The sequence below is a fragment of the Enterovibrio baiacu genome (assembly GCF_004120195.1).
GTDB lineage: Bacteria > Pseudomonadota > Gammaproteobacteria > Enterobacterales > Vibrionaceae > Enterovibrio > Enterovibrio baiacui.
Window position 1 is genome coordinate 348,645 of the sequence record NZ_SCHN01000008.1, and the last position, 20,754, is coordinate 369,398.

Sequence of the window (20,754 nt, forward strand, 5' to 3'; positions counted from 1 at the left end):
TTAAGCATTAGTCTCAGTATTTAAAGTAATTTTAACTGATAGCGTCGGATTTCGTTGGAGAAAAATGCATACACCGTGATTGTCAGGGTAAAAAAAGGGCAACCCGCATTGGATTGCCCTGATATTCGATGCATTTGGTGCTTATTTGTGGCGCTCTTTTAGCTTATTCGCCACGTCTTCTAGCGAGAAACCTTGGTCTTGTAGAAGCACCATCAAGTGGTACATCAGGTCTGCGGATTCATTGATCAATTCCTCCTTATCGCCCGACGTCGCTGCAAGCGCGACTTCAACGCCTTCTTCGCCCACTTTCTGCGAAATACGCTTGGTACCCTTAGCGTATAGCGACGCAGTGTAAGATGAAGAAGGATCGGATCCTCTACGGGATGCCAGCACCTGCTCCAATTGATGAAGGAACACCAATGAAGGTTTGTGTGCGTCGTCTTCTCCCCAGCAGGTCTCGGTGCCAAGGTGGCAGGTTGGGCCAATTGGGTCGGCTTGCACGAGCAGGGTATCTTTGTCGCAATCGACGGTGATGTGCTTGAGGCGCAATACGTTTCCAGAGGTTTCGCCTTTGGTCCAAAGACGTTCCTTGGTGCGTGAGAAAAAGGTCACTTGCTCGGTATCAAGCGTTTTTGCCAGCGCGTCCTGATTCATGTAACCCATCATCAGAACCTGTCCGCTGTTTGCGTTTTGGACGATGGCAGGCACGAGTCCGTCAACCTTGTCCCAGTCAATGCTGTCAGCGAGCACTGCATTTCCTTGTGTCTGGCTCATAAGCGGATCTCCACGTCTTGTTGTTTTAAGTATTGTTTCAGTTCACCAATGTTGATGATCTGCTTGTGGAATACGGACGCTGCCAGTGCACCGTCAACATTCGCTTTCTTGTACGCATCGGCAAAGTGAACCATTTCACCTGCGCCGCCTGAAGCAATCAGCGGCACGTGGCACACTTCGCGAACCATGTTCAGCTGTTCAAGGTCGTAACCGTTGCGAACGCCATCTTGGTTCATCATGTTCAGTACGATTTCGCCAGCACCACGCTTTTGTACTTCCTGCACCCAATCACGGGTTTCCCATTGCGTTGCTTTGGTGCGCGCTTCGTCGCCAGTAAATTGATAAACCTGATATTTCCCCGTGTCTTTGTCGTAATAAGAGTCGACACCGACAACGATACATTGCACACCGAATTTCTCAGCAAGCTCAGTAATGAGTTCAGGGTTGGCCAGAGCAGGAGAGTTGATGGAGATTTTATCTGCACCAAATTCCAGAATGCGCTTGGCGTCTTCTGCGGTTTTAATGCCGCCAGCGACACAGAAAGGAATGTCGATGACTTCTGCCACACGCGCCACCCAACTTTTGTCGACAACACGGCCATCGCTTGATGCGGTGATATCGTAAAACACCAGTTCGTCTGCGCCTTCAGCGGCATAACGCGCTGCAAGCGGTACGATGTCACCGATGATTTCGTGGTTACGGAATTGAACACCTTTCACCACTTGGCCATCACGCACATCGAGACAGGGAATTATTCTTCTTGCCAGCATGCGAATGCCTCCTCAGCGGTGAACTTCTCGTCTAGTAGCGCACGGCCGACGATAACCCCAGCGACGCCAGACCCTTTCAGGGCTTCAATGTCTGCCAGTGAGCCAATGCCACCGGATGATTGGAATTGAACGCTTGGGTAAGCGGCGCAAAGGTCTTTGTAGAGCTCGACGTTTGAGCCTGCCAGCGTGCCGTCACGGGAAATGTCGGTGCATAGAACGTGCTTCAAACCAACCGTTAAAAAATCTTCAAGCAGCGCTTCAATGGTCACGCCTGAATCTTCTTGCCAACCTGACACTGCTACAATGCGGTTGCCGTTGTCGTCGATGTTAATGTCCAGCGCCAGCACGATTTGTTCTGGGCCGTATTTCTCCATCCAACTCTTTACGATTTCCGGCTGCTTCACGGCGGTAGAGCCGATAACAACACGCTTTGCGCCAGCTCGAAGCAGTTCAACCACATCGCTTTCTTTACGTACGCCACCACCGATTTGAATGTTCGCGGGGGTGCTTTCAATCAAGCTGCTGATCATGGAGATTTGACGGGCAGACGTGTCTTTCGCACCGGTCAAATCAACAAGGTGAAGCCAGTTAGCCCCCGCTTTATGGTAAAGCGCGAATTGCTCACTTGGGTTCACTTTGTATTCGGTAACTTGTCCGTAGTCACCTTGATAAAGACGAACCACTTGTCCGTCGATCAAATCTAACGCTGGAATAATCATCCCTAATTACATCTCCAAGAAGTTTTTGATTAACTGCGCACCGGCTTTGCTTGAACGCTCAGGGTGGAACTGCACACCATAGTAGTTACCGCTTTGCACCGCGGCGCTGAATGCGTGACCGTAATCGCAACGGCCAATGGTGTAGTCACCTTCTGGCATGGCGTAGCTGTGTACAAAGTAGAAATAGCTGTTTTCTGGAATGTCTTTAAACAGTGGATGGTTATCCACGGGTGTCACTGTGTTCCAGCCCATGTGAGGCAAAGGTAAATCGCCTGTCTCCATCAAGGAGGTACTTGCTGGGACGTGGCCTAAACAGCTCACGTCAGTTTTACCTTCTTGAGATGAATTCCCGAGAAGTTGCATGCCAAGGCAAATGCCAAGCAGAGGTTGTTTTACCTGCTGAACGAGCGCAATCAAGTCGCGCTCTTCTAGGTTTTTCATTGCCTCTGTTGCCGTGCCTACACCTGGCAAAAACAGCTTGTCTGCATCCAAAACAACCGCAGGGTCACGACTGATCGTCACGTCATAACCCAAACGCTCAATGGCAAATCGCACTGAGCTGACGTTGGCGCATCCGGTATCGATAATGACAATCTTGCTCATTTCTCTCTCCTTAGAGGACGCCTTTGCTGCTTGGCAGTTCATTACCATCAACACGAATAGCCTGACGCAGAGTGCGGCCGTAGGCTTTGAACAAGCTTTCCACAATGTGGTGTGTGTTCTCACCATCTGAAGATAGGTGCAGCGTACATGCCATGGTATCCGTCAATGAACGGAAGAAGTGCTCGACCATTTCTGTTGAGAGGTCGCCGACTTTCTCTTGTGAGAAGCTGGCTTCAAATTTCAGGTAAGGGCGACCTGACAAATCCAACGCACATTGTGCAAGGCATTCGTCCATTGGCAGGCTGAACCCGAAACGGCCAATACCGCGTTTGTTACCGAGCGCTTCTTTCAGCGCTTGGCCCAGCGCCAATGCCGTGTCTTCAACCGTGTGGTGATCGTCGATGTGAAGGTCGCCTTCAACCGCCACTTCCATACGGAATCCGCCGTGGGTCGCGATTTGGTCCAACATGTGATCGAAGAAACCCAAACCGGTGCTGATGCTATTGCCGCCAGTTTCGTCCAAATTCACCGTGATATTGATGTCGGTTTCTTTGGTGGTACGAGTCACCGAAGCGACGCGTGGGCTGGTGGTCAAATCTTTCAGGATTTGTTTCCAACCCAAGGTTTCAGGGTTGTACTGAATGCCACGGATTGCCATGTTCTCTGCCAGTTGGATATCGGTTTGACGATCGCCAATCACTGCAGAGGTTTTGAAATCAACACGGCCTTGTTGCAAGTACTCTTTCACCAAACCCAGTTTAGGTTTGCGGCAGCTACAATCTTCGTGGTCGAAGTGTGGGCAAATCAGAACATCTGCAAACTTCACGCCTTGAGATTCGAAAATCTCCATCATCATATTATGTGGCGCATCGAAATCCGCTTGTGGGTAACTGTCAGTGCCTAAACCATCTTGGTTGGTCACCATCACTAGCTTGTAACCCGCGTCTTGCAGTGCGAGAAGTGCGGGGATCACGAAAGGTTCGAACTTGAGCTTGTCGAGGCGGTCGACTTGGAAGTCTACTGGCGGCTCAACAATCAAGGTGCCATCGCGGTCAATAAAGAGAATTTTTTCTTTCACATTGCTTTCCTTAACAATACGTCCTTCGCTTCCTGCTCTACGCCAGTTGTTGGCGAATAAAGGTCAGGGTTTTTTCGCACTCTTCTCGGTTACCGACGCTAATGCGAATGCAGCCTTCTATTGGTGAGCGTCTTAGGATGATGCCGTTATCCCATAGGGTTGAGAACAAAAGGTCAGCATCGTCGAATTTAACCAGTAGGTAGTTGCCGTAGCCGTCAAACACTTGAACACCTGGCAGCATGGAGAGCCCTGCTTGTAGGTATGCGCGGTTGGCGTTGAGATCAAGTACCTGATATTTCATGCGAGCAAGGCCCACTTCTGATAGCGCTTGGCAAGCAATCTCGGTAACAGGCACGGGCACGGGATACGGTGCAATCACCTTCAACATCAGTTGGATGACTTGCGTGTTCGCCAGTGTGAAGCCACAGCGAAGACCTGCAAGCGCAAACGCTTTCGACATGGTGCGTAAAATGGCGAGGTTCGGGTAACGCACCAAAAGATCGACCGTTGAAGCTTCCGGACAAAAATCGATATAGGCTTCATCGACAACCACCAGCGCTTTACCTGCTGTCATTTCGAGCAGCGCTTCAATGTCATTGCGGTTCAGAAGGTTACCCGTTGGGTTGTTAGGGCTACAAACGAACACTAACTTAACGCCATCAATCTGCTTTTCGATCTCTGGCATGTTGAGCTGCCAGTCTTCTGTGAGCGGCACGGTTTTACGTGAAACGCCAAAGGTCTCAGCACTGATGGCATACATGCCGTACGTTGGCGGGCAGAACAGAATCGAATCTTCGCCAGCTTCACAGAAAGTGCGGATCAACAACTCGATGCTTTCGTCTGCGCCGCGTGAGGTCAGCACTTGGTCTGGTCGCACGCCTGCATAGTCTGCGTAAGCGCGAATCAAAGGATCAGGCTGACATTCGCTGTAGCGGTTTAGGCTATTGCCGCTGACCACATATTCGTTGTTAAACGGTGATTCGTTGGCGTTTAGCCAAACGTCACCTTGCCCGCCCAAACGGCGAGCAGACAGGTAAGGGGTCAACGCTTGAACGTCCTTACGGGCTAACTTCTCAATATCCATAACAACCCCTAAATTAAGCTTTGTTGAGTTTTTCAACGCGAAGCGTGACAGCATTTCTGTGTGCGTCTAGCCCTTCTGCGTTAGCCATGGCAACCACGGTGGGTGCCAATGCTTGAAGGCCATCGGCTGACAACTCTTGTACGGTCATACGTTTGCTGAAATCCGCAAGTCCAAGACTTGAATAGGTACGCGTAAAACCATAGGTTGGCAGCACGTGGTTGGTGCCAGAGGCATAATCACCAACGGACTCTGGTGACCAAGCGCCGAGGAAGATCGAGCCTGCATTATCAAGCAGCGGCAGCGATTCACGTGGGTTCTTGGTTTGCACTATCAAGTGCTCAGGGCCGTAATTGTTTGAGATCGCAATACATTGCGGCAAGCTGTCAGCAATGATGATCAGGCTAGAGCCAAGGGCTTTGCTGGCGATGTCGGCGCGGCTCAAGGTTTTCAGTTGGCGTTGAACGGCATCTGCCACTTTCTCTGCCAACACTGGAGAAGGCGTCACCAGCACCACTTGAGAGTCTGGACCGTGTTCTGCTTGGCTCAGCAAATCCGCTGCAACAAAATCTGCATCCGCTTCTTCGTCCGCAATCACGAGCACTTCAGAAGGACCTGCTGGCATGTCAATGGCCGCGCCCTTGAAGTCATTACTCACTTGGCGCTTTGCTTCAGTTACAAAGGCATTGCCTGGGCCGAAAATTTTGTCCACTTTGCTGACAGTTTCTGTGCCGTAAGCCATGGCAGCAACTGCTTGTGCGCCGCCAAGGTTATAGACTTCGTCAATGCCGCAAAGCTTGGCGACATATAGGATTTCATCGGCAATCGGCGGTGGGGAACTCAACACCACTTTGCGACAGCCCGCGATTTGCGAGGGCACACCCAGCATCAAAACGGTGGAAGGCAATGGCGCACTGCCACCTGGGATGTACAAACCGACGCGGTTGATAGGGCGAGTAACCAGCTCACACACCACGCCTGGCATGGTTTCAACTGTCAGCGGTTGTGCTATTTGTGCTTTGTGGAAACAGGCGATGTTTGTATATGCCTGTTTCAGCGCTTGTTTGATCTCATCGCCCATACGATCTTCGGCACTGTCGATGTCGCTTTGGCTAACACGGATGGATTCAGGCACAACCTTATCGAATTTCTCGGTAAGGGCTTTAAGCGCCGCATCGCCACCCTCGCGTACATCGCGAAGTACACTTGTGACTGCATCAGTAATGGAAGCGCTGTCGCTGATTGCTGGACGTTCCAGCAATGCTTCACGTTGTTGTTCGCTGAGAGATTTCCAAACCACCGTTTTCATGGCTTACTCCATCATTTTCTCAATTGGCAGCACCAGAATGGAGCTCGCACCCAAGTCCTTCAGTTTTTCCATGGTTTCCCAGAACAGGTTTTCTGTGCTGACAAGATGTACGGCGACACGTTGTTTGTCGTGTGCCAAAGGAAGGATGGTTGGATCTTCTGCACCCGGAAGTAGTTCAACGATTTTTTCGAGCGTTTCGCTTGGTGCATGAAGCATGATGTACTTAGATTCTTTCGCTTTAATCACACCGTTGATACGCGTAAGAAGGCGGTCGATTAATTCGACTTTGTCTGAGGCAAAGTCGCCAGTACGTTGAATAAGCACAGCTTTCGAGCGGAAGATAACTTCTGCTTCTTTCAGGCCATTCGCTTCAAGGGTTGCGCCTGTTGAGACTAAGTCACAGATCGCATCTGCAAGACCCGCACGCGGTGCAACTTCAACAGAGCCGTTGAGCATACAGGTGCTGAATTTAACGTCTTGCTTATCAAGGTAGGCTTTAAGAATGTTGGGGTAGGTCGTCGCAATGCGTTTGCCTGCGAGATCTTGAGGGCCGTTGTAGTCTTGGTCTTTTTCGATGGCAACAGACAAACGACAACCACCGAAGTCTAGGCGACGCAGCTTGTTGTATTCGCTTGGCTCGCCCACTTTAACGCGCTCTAGGCGAACTTCTTCCAGTTCGTTTTCACCGATAACACCAAGGTCGACAACACCATCCATGATGAGGCCTGGGATATCGTCATCGCGTACCAACAGTAGGTCGATTGGCATGTTTTCAGCGTGCGCCACAAGGCGGTCGCCAGAAACATTGATTTTAACACCACAACGTTTTAGCAGCTCAAAGCACTCTTTTGCTAGGCGGCCTTTCTTTTGTATTGCGATTCTTAAGCGTTCAGTTTGCATGATCTAATCCCTGTATCTTTGGCTCTGATGCTCCCGTCTAGGAGACATTGCCACAATTTTAAATCCTAAAATGTAAAAAACCCCCGGAAGGTTCGCTTCCGGGGGTCTGAATCTTGTATTCGCTTTCAATGACCGTTGGAAGAACCTAATCCTTGTCTTCCAGTCGAAACCAATCTTCCCGAAAGACTACTCAGGATGGTGATGATGGTGAATGGTCATGAGCGATTTTTGCATATTTACTTGACTACCTTGTCTGTGTACTTGTGTAAACCAGCACGCAATGTTTGTAATGTGCGTAACAAATAGGTTTAACGTTTACTTGGCATCAACACTAACAAACTCACTAAATATTGCAACAAGTAATTTGTGGGTTTCTACATTTACAGAAGGGGTTCGCGGGGAAAGGCAAGAAATACTGAGTTGACTCGCATTTGGAAGACACTTTAGTGACAGTTAGATGACTCTTTTTTGCAACGCCTTTCGAGGGCATAACGGCGCTGCTTTCTTGATTACAGGGCGATACCTTGGTATCGAACAGAGGATTTTCTGTCAGACTTGTGTGTTTAATGGGCTCTAGACGTAAATATCAAGTAACCCGTCTTTTTTCTTTTTGTCCGTGCTATTGGCGGCCCCGCTGTTCGATGCCTCTTGCTCGTCATTTTCAATGTCGCGCTCGGCGTTAGATTTCGTCTTGTCTTGTTTCAAGATCGTACCGACTTTCTTAAGCGGTGCTTCTGTCAATTTGGGGAACCAAGTCATCATCAATCCTCATGATCCGTTCCCCTATGTTATCGACGTCAATCAGTGCGACTTGAGTGTTTTTTAACCGCAACACTTTTTGTGTTTTTTCCCGCTGCCGCACGGGCATGGGTCATTGCGGCCAACTTTTTGCTGTTGCGGGTATTCGCCATCAAGGTAATACCATACTGTGTCATTGCCTTTTTGCTCGGTGACAAAACGGGATTTTTCTTGCAGACAATACTCGTTGCCGTTTTCTGCGTAGTGCGCTTTGAATTGCACGTAACCCAGGTTGCCTTCGGCTTCAACAGAGCTTGCGATCACCTCTAGGCCCAACCACTCACTGTTGACGGATTGGGCAATGGCATCGCGGTGCTTCTCTGCTTCACAGGATGGGTGATACGTCTCTATCACAAAATCCACCAAGCCCAATGCATGTGCGCTGTAGCGTGAGCGCATCAACTTCTCAGGGTGGTCAGCATTCGCGTGGTTGATATGAACAGGTTCACAACAGTCACGGTACAGTTTAGTGCTGCAACACGGGCACGCTGACTCGCGCGCAAGAGAAAGATCAATGCTAGGTTGTTTTTCGGTCATGAGGTTTGTGGTCATGAAAAGACGCTCGATAAAGTAAAATCGCGCCTATTTTCAAAGGCAACCGAAACAGAGTCAAGATAAGCCTGAATGCGCCTTGCTTGCGTCTGCGATAGCCGTGAAAAAGGCGACGTGTTGAGAACAGGCCGCCTTCAGGTTGTTTGGGTATAAACAGTTACTTACCTAAAAAGCGTGCAAATACCAATCGTATTCTAGGCCCGTTATATGCTGTTCAAACTCTTCCAATTCCTTCTCTTTGCATGTGACGAAAACATCCACGAAATCGGTGCCGAGGTATTCACGCATTGGCTCAGATTGCGAAAGCACGCGCAGCGCATCACGCAGGTTGGTGGGTAACGCATCAAATTCTATTTCTTTGTCGTAGGCATTGCCGACAATGGGCTCTGAGGGCTCGATTTTGTTTTCAATGCCATAAAGGACTGAGGCCAGCAGGGCGCTCATCATGAGATAAGGGTTTGCGTCTGCGCCCGCCACGCGGTGTTCAATGCGTGTCGCTTCCGGCGCATCCCCCGGGATACGCAGCGCCGTGGTACGGTTTTCAATCCCCCAAGTCGCGGCATTCGGCACGTAGAAGTCCGGGCTGAATCGACGGTAGGAATTGATGTTCGGACAGAGGATTGCCATGTAATCCTGCATCAAGGCCAACATACCGCCTAAGGCCCAGCGCAATGTGTCTGTCATTTCCCCATTTTCAGGTGGCTGGAAGACGTTGTTGCCTTCTTCATCGACCAAACTGATGTGAACGTGCATGCCGTTACCGGCTTGATCAGCATAAGGCTTTGCCATAAAGGTGGTATCAAGCTCATGTTCGTGGGCCACTTGCTTGATCACGCGTTTAAGCAAAAGGGCATAGTCACAGGCTGCGAGCGGATCATTGGTATGGGTAAGGTTAATCTCGAATTGCCCGGGGGCGGATTCTGCGACGATGGTGTCGGCAGGTAAGCCTTGTTCTCGCGCAGCATCAATGATGCCAGTGAGGAACTCAGAGTATTCGTCCAAGTCATCCAGCGAATAAACTTGTGTGTTTTCGGGGCGTCGGCCTGTCACGGGGGAAATCGGCGGCAGTGGTGCTTGGCCAGATTCCTGACTGTCGATTAAGTAGAACTCCAATTCAAAGGCCGACACAGGCGTTAAGCCTTTGTCTTTTATCTGTCGGACAAGGCGTCGCAAGATCATGCGGGGATCACCGAAGAAAGGGGTTTGTGGATCTTCGTACATTTCGAGCAGCAATTGTGCGATAGGGCGCTTTTGCCAAGGTTGAGTGGTGAGCGAGCCGGCGACGGGAAAACAGATGGCATCGGATTCACCAATCTCCAACCCTAATCCTGTTTCTTCTACTGGATTGCCTTTGATGTTCATGCCGTAGATAGAGATAGGAAGGGCGATACCGTGCTCATAAGCTTTTGGTAGCTTGTCTTTCTCGACGCGTTTCCCGCGAACAATGCCATTCATATCAATCAGTAACAGGTCTATGAATTCCATTTCTGGGTGTTCTGCGAGAAATTGCGATGCCTCGTCAGGGTCGGGCAGCGCGGTATCTTTTTCCTTGAACAAAGCCTTGTCTGTTTGATATCGCATATGTCACCTGTCTGGGTGTAAATTATATCAATCACTCCTAGTGATATCTCTGAGTGAATAGTAAACCCTATTGAATGTCAACCGCGTCGCGGCTCACAAAAAACATCTTATCTTATAAAATCAATGCGATAAGGTGCGATAAATCAAACCATTACCAATGTTAAGAAAATGAAAAATAAAACGAACGCAAATGTTGATTGGCTCTCTTGCGTAATTTATTTTTAACGTGTAGCGTGTGAAAAAACGAACGCACAACAGATAATGTAAAACATCACAGGCTTTTTAAATCGCCGCCTCATCACGTATTGAAACGTAATGGATGTGAAATACGAGGAACGTGAAATAAAGGGCGAGCATTGTGTGATGTGGACACATAACCAGTGCGGACCTTGGATCGATAAAGAGATGGATTGATAAAGAGGTGTTTATGACTCGCTCAGCAATGCCTATGGTCGGAGTGAGCGGCTGCACAAGCCAGCTAGGGTTACATCCTTTCCATATCGCCGGAGACAAATACCTCAAAGGGGTGTCAGACGGTGCTAATTGCTGTCCATTAATTATTCCTGCGTTGGGTGATGCGCTGCCTATGCGCGATCTGCTTTCATCACTCGATGGCATTCTCTTCACAGGATCTCCGTCCAACATTGAACCCCATCATTATTCAGGTACACCCAGCGAGCCGGGAACAGAGCATGATCCTGCGCGTGATGCCACCACTCTCCCTCTAATGAAACTTGCGTTAGAAATGGGCGTACCTTTCTTGGCGATATGCCGAGGCTTTCAAGAAATGAACGTGGTGATGGGCGGGACGCTTCATCAAAAATTGCACGACGTGGGTGGTTTCATTGAACACCGCGAAGACAAAACTGCGCCGGTTGATATTCAATACGGACTTTCTCACACCGTAAACATTGAACCTGGGGGCATTCTCTGCGAGGCGTGGGGTCGCACTTCTGCTGACGTTAATTCTGTTCATACCCAAGGTATAGACAGGTTGGGTGAAGGATTGCGACCTGAAGCGACAGCCCCTGATGGCTTGATCGAAGCCATGTCCGTTATCAATGCGAAACAATTTGCTTTAGGTGTGCAATGGCATCCTGAGTGGAAGGTCACAAAAAATCCTTTTTATTCAGCTATCTTCGAAGTATTCGGAAATGCCTGCAGACAGCGAGCGAAAGAACGTGAGAAAGCCAATGAATAAGCTAAAGAAATGGTTAAAAGACAATGAAATCACAGAAGTAGAGTGCGTGGTCGGCGATTTGTCTGGAATTGCACGCGGCAAAATCGCCCCTGTCGACAAGTTCATCAGTGAAGGCGAAATGCGCCTACCTGAGAGTGTATTGCTTCAAACTGTGACCGGTGATTATGTTGATGATGATATTTATTACGCGTTGTTAGATGAAGCGGATATCGACTTCATTTGTAAGCCAGACGAGGACGCTGTGTACCTCTTGCCGTGGACTGTCGAAAAAACCGCACAAATCATTCATGACACCTTCGACAAGATGGGAAACCCTATCGACCTGACACCTCGAAACGTGCTTAAAAAAGTGCTCAAACTGTATGAAGAGCAAAACTGGCAACCTGTTGTTGCACCGGAAATGGAGTTTTACCTCACCGCGCGAAGTGCCGATCCGGATTTACCGCTAGAGCCACCGATTGGGCGCTCAGGGCGTGTTGAGACCGGTCGTCAGTCGTTTTCCATTGATGCAGCCAACGAGTTCGATCCTCTGTTCGAAGACATGTACGAGTGGTGTGAAACGCAAGGTTTGTCGATCGATACCTTGATCCACGAAGAAGGTGTGGCGCAGATGGAAATCAATTTCCGTCATGGCGATCCTCTGGTACTTGCAGACCAAGTGTTTGTGTTCAAACGTACGCTGCGAGAAGCGGCTCTCAAACACAATGTGGTCGCGACGTTTATGTCCAAGCCCATCACTGACGAGCCGGGCAGCGCGATGCATTTGCATCAAAGTATTTTGGATACCAAAACGGGCAAGAATGTCTTCACCAGCGAAGATGGCACCAGCTCATCACTTTTCTACGGTCACATTGCGGGTTTACAACAATACATCCCTCAAATGCTGCCGTTGTTTGCGCCTAACGTGAATTCCTTCCGCCGCTTCCTGCCAGATACGTCTGCGCCTGTGAACGTGGAATGGGGTGAAGAAAACCGTACCTGTGGCTTGCGCGTCCCGAATTGTTCTCCGCAAAACCGCCGCGTTGAAAACCGTCTACCGGGTGCTGATGCCAACAGTTATTTGGCGATCGCAGCGAGCTTATTGTGTGGCTTCATCGGTATGATGAAAGAGTTAAAACCGACGTCACCCGCACAAGGACGAAATTACGAAATTCGAAGCCCAATACTGCCCTACACCCTAGAGAGCGCGCTTGAATCCATGGAAGCGTGTGACGAAGTGGCGGAATATCTCGGTGATGCGTTTGCGAAGGCCTACATCGCGGTGAAACGCAAAGAACAAGAGAACTTCAAGCGCGTGATCAGTTCGTGGGAGCGTGAGTTCTTGTTGCTAACGGTCTAACCGTTATCGGTTTAGGGGCATCGAACCCAAGCCCAAATGAAAAGCCAAGAAGCCAATAAACAAAGAAAGAAACCAGCGAGAAAAGAACAATGAAGAAAAGGTGGCAACCTGCATGACGTAGCGCGGGTTGCCGATGACAAACCAACATGGATGTGGAGGTCGTATGACACACGCCGTGCAAAACCAAGATACACAAACCCTACAAGCATTAGACAATGCACATTACCTTCACCCTTTCAGTGATCACAAGTCGCTGCGTGAAAAGGGTGCGAGAATGATTGTGCGAGCGGAAGGGGTGTACATTTGGGACAGCGACGGTAACCGTATCCTTGATGGCATGGCTGGTCTGTGGTGCACCAATATTGGCTATGGTGAAAAGCGCTTAGCGGATGCTGCGCAACGCCAAATGCAGGAACTGCCTTACTACAACAGCTTTTTCCAATGCGCGCATCCTCCCGTGGTTGAACTTGCCAAAGAGATTGCTGATCTCGCGCCTGACCACATGAATCAGGTGTTCTTCACGGGGTCTGGGTCGGAATCCAATGACACTGTGCTGCGCATGGTGCGTCACTACTGGACACTCAAAGGCCAACCTGAAAAATTCACCGTTATTGGCCGCCACAATGGCTATCACGGCTCTACCGTTGCCGGTGCGAGCCTCGGTGGCATGAAAGCCATGCACAAACAAGGCGGCTTGCCCATTCCGGGTATTCACCACATTCCCCAGCCTTATTGGTTTGGTGAAGGGGGGGATCTCACGCCAGAAGCGTTTGGTATCCAAGCCGCACAAGAACTCGAAAAAGCCATTCTCGAACTCGGCGAAGACAAGGTTGCCGCCTTTATTGCTGAACCTTTCCAAGGGGCGGGTGGCGTGATTATCCCTCCTTCTACTTATTGGCCTGAAATAGGCCGCATTCTTGAAAAATACGACATCCTCATGGTCGCTGACGAAGTGATCTGTGGCTTTGGCCGAACGGGCGAATGGTTCGGTAGCCAACATTTTGGTATCAAGCCCGATTTTATGCCGATCGCGAAAGGCATGACCTCCGGATACATCCCGATGGGCGGCGTGATTGTGAGCGACCGCGTGGCGAATACCTTCGAAGAAATGGGCGGTGATTTTAACCACGGGTACACCTATTCAGGGCATCCCGTTTCTGCGGCTGTGGCGCTCGAAAATCTGCGCGTGATGAAAGAAAAGAATTTGGTCCAGTATGTCAAAGAAGACATTGGCCCCTACTTGCAACGCAAATGGCAAACACTGGCTGACCACCCCTTGGTGGGAGAAGCGCGTGGCGTTGGACTTGTTGCCGCCATTGAATTGGTGAAAGACAAAGCAACGCGCGGGCGATTCGATGAATCAGTGGGTATTGGTGAAATTTGTCGCGACCTGAGTGTCGAAAACGGTCTTGTCATGCGGGCTTGCGGCGACACCATGATCATCAGCCCACCGCTTGTCATCTCACATTCGGAAGTGGATGAACTTGTTGAAAAAGCGAGCTTGGCGTTGGATCTCACCTTCGAGCATCTTAAACGCCTCGATGCGGTGTAGCGTTAATGTAAGGGACATCAACAGGACACGATCTCATGCGCGCATTTCGGTGTGCGCAAACCATCACGCCAGATTGGATAGATCTGGTTGGGAGACAGGGATGTGATAGTGCGCTCTATCTCCGTACGGAAAGGACCCAAAGGAGAGAACATGAAAATGGCAATCCGAAATAAGACCACCGCAGTTGCCCTTGCGGGGCTATTGGCGTCAACGGGGCTGGTGGTTTCTACCGGTGCTCATGCAGAAGAAATCCTCCGTATCTACAACTGGAGCGACTACATCGCCGAAGATACGATCGAGAACTTCGAAAAAGAAACAGGCATCAAAGTGACCTATGACGTGTACGACAGTAATGACGTACTCGAAGCCAAACTGCTGTCAGGAAACTCTGGTTATGACCTGGTAGTGCCTTCCAGTAATTTCCTCGCCAAACAAATCCAAGCAGGTGCATTCCAAAAGCTGGATAAAGCGCTTCTGACCAACAGCGGCAACCTTGACCCAGCCATGATGAAACGCCTCGAAATGGCCGATCCGGGCAACCAGTATTCAATCCCTTACCTTTGGGGCACCAACGGTATTGGCTACAACGTAGAAAAAGTCAAAGCGGCACTGGGTGAGCCACTGCCTGAGAACAAATTGGATTTACTCCTAGACCCGAAATACGCGGCCAAGCTGAAAGACTGCGGGATTGCTGTCGTTGATTCAGCGGACGAAGTCATGCCGCAAGTGCTGCAGTATTTGGGTAAAGATCCAAACTCTACCAACAAGAAAGACTACAAAGCGGTGGGTGAAGCCCTCGCCAAAATTCGTCCTTATGTCACCTACTTCCACTCTTCTCGCTACATCACCGATCTTGCGAATGGGGATATTTGTCTCGCCTACGGCTTCTCAGGCGATATTTTCCAAGCGGCAGACCGTGCCGATGAAGCAGGGAATGGACAGGTTGTTGACTACGCTATCCCCAGTGAAGGTGCACAGCTTTGGTTTGATATGATGGCCATTCCTGCTGATGCGAAGAATGCCAAAAACGCACTCACTTTCATGAACTACTTGCTGCGCCCAGAAGTGATTGCACCCATCACGGATTACGTGGTGTACGCGAACCCGAACCCAGCCTCCAACGATCTGATTGAAAAAGACATCTTGGAGAACCCCTCGATTTACCCGACGCCAGAAGTGATGGATAGATTGTTCATTTCTGAAGTCCTGCCGCTGAAAATCAATCGCGTACGAACGCGCATTTGGACCCGCATGAAAACGGGGCAATAGCGACGCCTTGTCGCAGGCTTTCGCCGCGCTGACTCGAAGGTTTAGCGCGGCGTGTTTCTACACCAAATGTGTCGCTCGAAGGAGAGCCACTTAGTGAGATGAACTGCCGAGGCATGTCGAATGTTAGGTGGTTGTCCTTCCAGAGCAGTGACGGCGATTGCAGCAGTTAGTAGGAGGTCTCATGACGACCAGTAACCCGCAACCCAGTAATTTACAGCACGGCGCGGAACAGGGCTTGGCGAAACAAGAGCCGCTGTTGAAAATCGATCGCGTCAGCAAGTTGTTTGGCGATGTGCGTGCCGTTGATGATGTGTCTCTGACCATTGACCAAGGCGAGATATTCTCGTTACTTGGCGGTTCAGGATCGGGAAAATCAACCTTGTTGCGAATGTTGGCAGGTTTCGAGAAACCCTCAAGCGGGCGCATTTTTCTCGATGGTGAAGACATCACCGATATCCCTCCTTACGATCGACCGATCAACATGATGTTTCAGTCTTATGCCTTGTTTCCCCACATGACCGTGGCGCAAAACATTGCCTTTGGGCTCAAGCAAGACAAGATGAAGAAAGACGAGATCAAAGTTCACGTCGACGAAATGTTGCGCCTTGTTCGCATGGAAGCCTTTGCGAATCGCAAGCCGCACCAACTTTCGGGTGGTCAGCGTCAACGTGTGGCATTGGCGCGTTCACTTGCCAAGCGGCCGAAGCTATTGTTGCTTGATGAGCCTATGGGCGCACTGGATAAAAAACTGCGGACACAAATGCAGTTAGAAGTGGTTGAGATTCTGGAACGTGTCGGCGTGACCTGTGTGATGGTGACACATGACCAAGAAGAAGCCATGACCATGGCGGGACGCATTTCCATCATGCATGAAGGATGGATAGCGCAAACGGGCACACCGACAGATATCTACGAAAGCCCGAACAGCCGAATGATTGCTGAATTTATTGGCTCGGTGAACCTGTTCGAAGGGGAAATCGTCACCGACGAAGCCGACCATTGCATCATTGAATCACAAGAAACGCCGCAGCCGATGTATGTCGGTTATGGTGTGGCAACCAACCTTGAAGACAAAAAGGTGTGGTTAGCGGTCAGGCCTGAAAAAGCCCTCATCGGGCGCGAACAACCTGACGAGCAATACAATTGGGCGAAAGGCATTGTTCACGATATCGCGTATTTGGGTGGCACTTCGGTGTACTACGTCAAACTGCCATCCAACAAGATTGTCATGTGCAGCATGGCCAATGTGACGCGTCGTCAAGACAGACCCACGTGGGACGATGAAGTCTTCATCAGCTGGGAGGCCACCAGTGGTGTGGTATTGCGCGTATGACGAACACAACCCCCTCACAAAACGGCACCAAAACAGCAGCACCCCATAAGTCGCGTGTCCTTTTCCCTAAAGGCCGTCACTTCACCATGGGGTTCCCGTTTTTCTGGCTGTTACTCTTTTTTGCACTGCCGTTTGCCATCGTTTTAAAAATCAGTTTTTCAACGGCAGCCATCGCCATTCCACCCTACGAAGCCATCGCGCAATACGCCGATGAAGTGCTCGAGATTGCCATCAACCTCGAAAACTACATCCGTATTCTTGATGACGATTTGTATTACCTGGCGTATCTCAGCTCCCTCAAAATTGCCTTCTTTTCTACGTTAGGCTGCTTGTTGTTGGGTTACCCCATGGCGTATGCCATCGCCCGCGCTCCTGCGCGTATGCAAACCTTGTTACTCCTGCTGATCATGCTGCCATCGTGGACGTCATTTCTGATCCGCGTTTACGCTTGGATGGGACTGCTGAGCAATACCGGCATCATAAATAGCTCGCTCATTTGGCTGGGTGTCACCAGCGACCCGATTCAGATATTAAATACTAACGTCGCTGTGTATATCGGCATTGTGTATACCTATTTGCCGTTCATGGTGCTACCGCTTTACGCCAACTTGGTGAAGCTTGACGGGAGCTTATTGGAAGCGGCCTCCGACCTCGGCTCACGTAACTTCAATACCTTCTGGACAGTAACCTTACCGCTGTCGAAAGGCGGCATCATTGCGGGTTCTATGTTGGTGTTTATTCCCGTGGTGGGTGAGTTTGTGATACCCGAACTCTTGGGCGGCCCTGAAACCTTGATGATAGGGAAGGTGCTGTGGCAGGAATTCTTTAATAACCGAGATTGGCCTGTCGCATCGGCCTTGGCGATTGTGATGCTGTTGTTATTGATCATTCCGATCACCTTGTTCCATCACTATCAATCCAAAGACATGGAGGCTGACCGATGAAACGTTGGCAATTTTCTACCGTGATGCTCTGGGTCGGGTTGGTGTTTCTCTATCTACCCATGCTGATCTTGGTGATTTACTCTTTCAACGCGTCCAAGCTTGTTACCGTGTGGGGCGGTTTTTCGCCCAAATGGTATGCAGAGCTGTTCAAAGACGAACAGATTCTGCAAGCCGTGTGGACAAGCCTTCGTATCGCGTTTTATAGCTCAACCATGGCCGTCATCATTGGCACATTGGCAGCGTTCGTCATGACGCGATTTAGACGCTCATGGGGACGTTTAAGCCTATCAAATATGATCACCGCACCTTTGGTGATGCCAGATGTGATCATCGGTTTGTCGCTGTTGCTTTTGTTCGTGCAAATGGGCGAGTTGTTCGGCTGGCCAGCAGAGCGCGGCATGACGACGGTGTGGATTGCACACTCTACATTTTGTGCGGCTTATGTGGCTGTGGTGGTGTCATCGCGGTTGCGGGAACTCGATTTTTCCATTGAAGAAGCCGGTATGGATTTAGGTGCAACGCCGCTGAAAGTCTTTTTTGTGATCACCGTGCCCATGATAGCGCCCGCGCTGGTGGCGGGGTGGTTGCTGAGCTTTAGTTTGTCGCTTGATGATCTGGTTATCGCGAGCTTTGTTTCAGGTCCAGGTTCAACGACTTTGCCGATGGTGGTGTTCTCCTCTGTCAGGCTGGGCGTGTCACCGAAAATCAATGCGCTCGCGACCCTGATCATTCTCGCTGTGTCCTTGTTTGCGTTTCTTTCTTGGTACGTGGCACGACGCGCTGAACGGAAATCCTTGGAAGACATGAAACGGATGAACGAAGACTTGTCGGCGTCATAGCAAGGGCCGAACAATTTGGTTCAGGACCCAGGACCCAGGACCCAGGACCCAGGACCGAAAACCCAGAACCGTTAAACGCTTTATCATTTAGGGAAGATAACATCATGCTGGAACAAACACGTTCGAGTGACCACGATGCAGGCGCTGCGGCGTCTGGGATTCTTAATGCTGCCGTGGCGCATGCGCCTTCGTATTACGCGGCGTCTGCCAATCCTTCTCCGGTTCGCGATGCGTTAACCGCAGACATTGAAACCGATGTCTGCATTATCGGCGCAGGCTACACCGGCTTGTCGTCCGCGTTGCATCTGCTTGAAGCGGGCTTTCGTGTTACTGTGCTTGAAGCGGCGCGTGTAGGGTGGGGAGCGTCAGGGCGAAATGGCGGACAGATCGTTAACAGCTATAGCCGCGACATTGATGTGATCGAGAAAGCCGTCGGCAAAGAAAACGCGGCCTTGTTCGGCGATATGGCCTTTGAAGGCGGGCGCATTATCCGCGAGCGCGTTGAAAAATACGGTATCCGCTGTGACCTCAAAGACGGTGGCGTATTTGCCGCACTAAACGACAAACAGCTTAAAGAAATTCAGCACCAAAAAGCATTGTGGGAGCGTTATGGAAACGATCAACTTGAAATGCTTTCTCAATCAGACATGCGTAAGGTGGTAGACACTGACCGATACGTGGGCGGCCTGCTCGATAAAAGCGGCGGTCATATTCACCCGCTAAACCTCGCTTTAGGGGAAGCGGCTGCCGTTGAAAGCCTTGGCGGAAAAATCTATGAAGACTCGGCCGTTGTGCGTGTTGAGCGCGGCGAGCCAGTGAAAGTGTTCACCGAGCATGGGTCGGTCACGGCATCGTTTTTGATCGTGGCGGGGAATGCGTACCTTGGCGGATTAGTGCCGGAACTGAAAGCTAAATCCATGCCCTGCGGGACACAAGTGATCACGACAGAGCCGTTATCTGATGAGCAAGCAGCGGCCATTTTGCCGCAAGATTACTGCGTTGAAGATTGCAATTACTTGCTCGATTATTACCGTTTATCCGGCGACAAACGCCTGATTTATGGAGGCGGCGTGGTGTATGGCGCTCGTGACCCTTCAGACATCAACGCCATTATTCGCCCAAAAATGCTCAAAACCTTTCCCCAGCTAGAAAACGTCAACATTGACTATAGCTGGACGGGCAACTTCTTAATGACCTTGTCACGCTTGCCGCAAGTTGGGCGCATTGGCAACAATATCTATTATTCCCAAGGCTGTAGCGGCCATGGCGTCACCTACACGCACCTTGCTGGGCGATTGATGTCGGAAGTGTTGAAAGGACAAGCTGAGCGCTATGATGCGTTTGCATCTTTACCGCATTTACCGTTCCCCGGCGGGCACATGCTGCGCGTGCCGTTTTCGATGTTAGGGGCGTGGTATTACACGGTGCGGGATAAGTTTGGTATTTGATGTTGAGCGCTTTTAAAGAAGTAACGTATCGCCTCCACAACGAAGCCGTTGGAGGCGATGTTTTGAGTGCTTTGAATGCGGTGTGATTGACGGCAAAAGCCCTCAGAAGTTCGCTGGTGTTGTCGCACTGAAAATGCGACAGGTTTCCTCGAAAGGATTGGCAAAACGGTGTGGACGGTTGCTGTCGAAGTAGTAGCTATCGCCCGCTTCAAGCACGTAAACGTCATCACCGACGGTAAGCTCAAGGCGACCTTCAATCACAATGCCAGACTCTTCACCGTCGTGCTGGAGCATGTCATCACCGGAGTTGGTGTTCGGTGGGTAGATTTCCGAAAGTACAGACAGAGAACGATTTGGAAACGCTTTGCCCACGACTTTCATGGACACTTGGTCTGAGCCGATTTCAAGAAGATCGTCTTGGCGATAAACAACCGGCGCGGTGTCTGCCTCCGCGATATCGGCAGAAAAGAATTCAACCAATGACAAAGGGATGCCTGAGAGCACTTTTTTGAGGGAGCTGACGGAAGGGCTGACGCTGTTTTTCTCGATCATTGAGATGGTGCTGTTCGTGACGCCCGCACGCTTTGCGAGTTCGCGTTGGGACAAACCACGGCTTTTTCTTACTGCTTTAAGGTTGGCACCGATATCCAATGTCAGCGTCTCC

General features: G+C 50.3%; 20 protein-coding genes and 1 other annotated feature. Of the genes, 8 read left to right on the forward strand and 12 right to left on the reverse strand.

Going from position 1 to position 20,754, the window contains the following annotated elements; all coding sequences use genetic code 11:
- Window positions 1-141 precede the first annotated feature (141 nt).
- From hisIE to EQP46_RS08535, 11 genes are all read right to left on the reverse strand, one after another.
- Window positions 142-774, reverse strand: coding sequence for a bifunctional phosphoribosyl-AMP cyclohydrolase/phosphoribosyl-ATP diphosphatase HisIE (gene hisIE, locus EQP46_RS08485; protein ID WP_129493228.1), 633 nt, complete (start codon window positions 772-774; stop codon window positions 142-144).
- Complete coding sequence (gene hisF, locus EQP46_RS08490; protein ID WP_129493229.1) at window positions 771-1,544, reverse strand: imidazole glycerol phosphate synthase subunit HisF; 774 nt, start codon at window positions 1,542-1,544, stop codon at window positions 771-773. The genes hisIE and hisF overlap by 4 nt, the downstream gene beginning before the upstream one ends.
- Complete coding sequence (hisA, locus tag EQP46_RS08495; protein WP_129493230.1) at window positions 1,526-2,263, reverse strand: 1-(5-phosphoribosyl)-5-[(5-phosphoribosylamino)methylideneamino]imidazole-4-carboxamide isomerase; 738 nt, start codon at window positions 2,261-2,263, stop codon at window positions 1,526-1,528. Before hisA ends, hisF begins: the two co-directional genes overlap by 19 nt.
- A 6-nt stretch (window positions 2,264-2,269) precedes the next feature.
- Window positions 2,270-2,866, reverse strand: a complete 597-nt coding sequence (gene hisH / locus EQP46_RS08500; protein ID WP_129493231.1) for an imidazole glycerol phosphate synthase subunit HisH — start codon at window positions 2,864-2,866, stop codon at window positions 2,270-2,272.
- A gap of 10 nt (window positions 2,867-2,876) precedes the next feature.
- Window positions 2,877-3,944 (reverse strand): bifunctional histidinol-phosphatase/imidazoleglycerol-phosphate dehydratase HisB, encoded by a 1,068-nt coding sequence (hisB, locus tag EQP46_RS08505; RefSeq protein ID WP_129493232.1) that lies wholly within the window; start codon window positions 3,942-3,944, stop codon window positions 2,877-2,879.
- Window positions 3,945-3,981: 37 nt separating this feature from the next.
- Window positions 3,982-5,022: a histidinol-phosphate transaminase gene (hisC, locus tag EQP46_RS08510; protein WP_192545491.1), complete on the reverse strand. Its 1,041-nt coding sequence runs from the start codon at window positions 5,020-5,022 to the stop codon at window positions 3,982-3,984.
- 19 nt (window positions 5,023-5,041) lie between these two features.
- Entirely contained in the window at window positions 5,042-6,334 is a 1,293-nt protein-coding gene (gene hisD, locus EQP46_RS08515; RefSeq protein ID WP_129493233.1) for a histidinol dehydrogenase, read from the reverse strand.
- 3 nt (window positions 6,335-6,337) lie between these two features.
- A complete protein-coding gene (gene hisG, locus EQP46_RS08520; RefSeq protein ID WP_129493234.1) occupies window positions 6,338-7,234 on the reverse strand; it encodes an ATP phosphoribosyltransferase in 897 nt (298 codons plus the stop codon).
- Between the two features lie 71 nt (window positions 7,235-7,305).
- Window positions 7,306-7,445: a sequence feature (His leader region), on the reverse strand.
- A 362-nt stretch (window positions 7,446-7,807) separates the two neighbouring features.
- A complete protein-coding gene (locus EQP46_RS08525) occupies window positions 7,808-7,996 on the reverse strand; it encodes a hypothetical protein (RefSeq protein ID WP_240671687.1) in 189 nt (62 codons plus the stop codon).
- A gap of 60 nt (window positions 7,997-8,056) precedes the next feature.
- Window positions 8,057-8,584 (reverse strand): YchJ family metal-binding protein, encoded by a 528-nt coding sequence (locus EQP46_RS08530; RefSeq protein WP_129493235.1) that lies wholly within the window; start codon window positions 8,582-8,584, stop codon window positions 8,057-8,059.
- A gap of 165 nt (window positions 8,585-8,749) precedes the next feature.
- Complete coding sequence (locus EQP46_RS08535; RefSeq protein ID WP_129493236.1) at window positions 8,750-10,165, reverse strand: glutamine synthetase family protein; 1,416 nt, start codon at window positions 10,163-10,165, stop codon at window positions 8,750-8,752.
- 427 nt (window positions 10,166-10,592) lie between these two features.
- Between EQP46_RS08535 and EQP46_RS08540 the strand changes: the two genes are divergently transcribed.
- From EQP46_RS08540 to EQP46_RS08575, 8 genes are all read left to right on the forward strand, one after another.
- Complete coding sequence (locus EQP46_RS08540; RefSeq protein ID WP_129493237.1) at window positions 10,593-11,366, forward strand: gamma-glutamyl-gamma-aminobutyrate hydrolase family protein; 774 nt, start codon at window positions 10,593-10,595, stop codon at window positions 11,364-11,366.
- Window positions 11,359-12,705 carry a glutamine synthetase family protein gene (locus EQP46_RS08545; protein WP_129493238.1) on the forward strand — a complete coding sequence of 449 codons (1,347 nt, stop codon included), beginning with the start codon at window positions 11,359-11,361 and terminating at the stop codon, window positions 12,703-12,705. The genes EQP46_RS08540 and EQP46_RS08545 overlap by 8 nt, the downstream gene beginning before the upstream one ends.
- A 163-nt stretch (window positions 12,706-12,868) precedes the next feature.
- Window positions 12,869-14,257 carry an aspartate aminotransferase family protein gene (locus EQP46_RS08550; protein WP_129493239.1) on the forward strand — a complete coding sequence of 463 codons (1,389 nt, stop codon included), beginning with the start codon at window positions 12,869-12,871 and terminating at the stop codon, window positions 14,255-14,257.
- Window positions 14,258-14,407: 150 nt separating this feature from the next.
- On the forward strand, window positions 14,408-15,526 hold the full coding sequence (locus EQP46_RS08555) for a polyamine ABC transporter substrate-binding protein (RefSeq protein WP_129493240.1): 1,119 nt from the start codon (window positions 14,408-14,410) through the stop codon (window positions 15,524-15,526).
- Between the two features lie 181 nt (window positions 15,527-15,707).
- Complete coding sequence (locus tag EQP46_RS08560) at window positions 15,708-16,859, forward strand: ABC transporter ATP-binding protein (protein WP_129493241.1); 1,152 nt, start codon at window positions 15,708-15,710, stop codon at window positions 16,857-16,859.
- Window positions 16,856-17,803 (forward strand): ABC transporter permease subunit, encoded by a 948-nt coding sequence (locus EQP46_RS08565; RefSeq protein ID WP_129493242.1) that lies wholly within the window; start codon window positions 16,856-16,858, stop codon window positions 17,801-17,803. Before EQP46_RS08560 ends, EQP46_RS08565 begins: the two co-directional genes overlap by 4 nt.
- Window positions 17,800-18,642, forward strand: coding sequence for an ABC transporter permease subunit (locus tag EQP46_RS08570; protein ID WP_129493243.1), 843 nt, complete (start codon window positions 17,800-17,802; stop codon window positions 18,640-18,642). The genes EQP46_RS08565 and EQP46_RS08570 overlap by 4 nt, the downstream gene beginning before the upstream one ends.
- Before the next feature lie 104 nt (window positions 18,643-18,746).
- The gene (locus EQP46_RS08575) at window positions 18,747-20,090 is read left to right on the forward strand and encodes an NAD(P)/FAD-dependent oxidoreductase (RefSeq protein ID WP_129493244.1); all 1,344 of its coding nucleotides are present in this window, start codon (window positions 18,747-18,749) and stop codon (window positions 20,088-20,090) included.
- Between the two features lie 102 nt (window positions 20,091-20,192).
- Here the strand turns inward: EQP46_RS08575 and EQP46_RS08580 are convergent, their stop codons facing one another.
- Window positions 20,193-20,741 carry a cupin domain-containing protein gene (locus EQP46_RS08580; RefSeq protein ID WP_129493245.1) on the reverse strand — a complete coding sequence of 183 codons (549 nt, stop codon included), beginning with the start codon at window positions 20,739-20,741 and terminating at the stop codon, window positions 20,193-20,195.
- Window positions 20,742-20,754 lie beyond the last annotated feature (13 nt).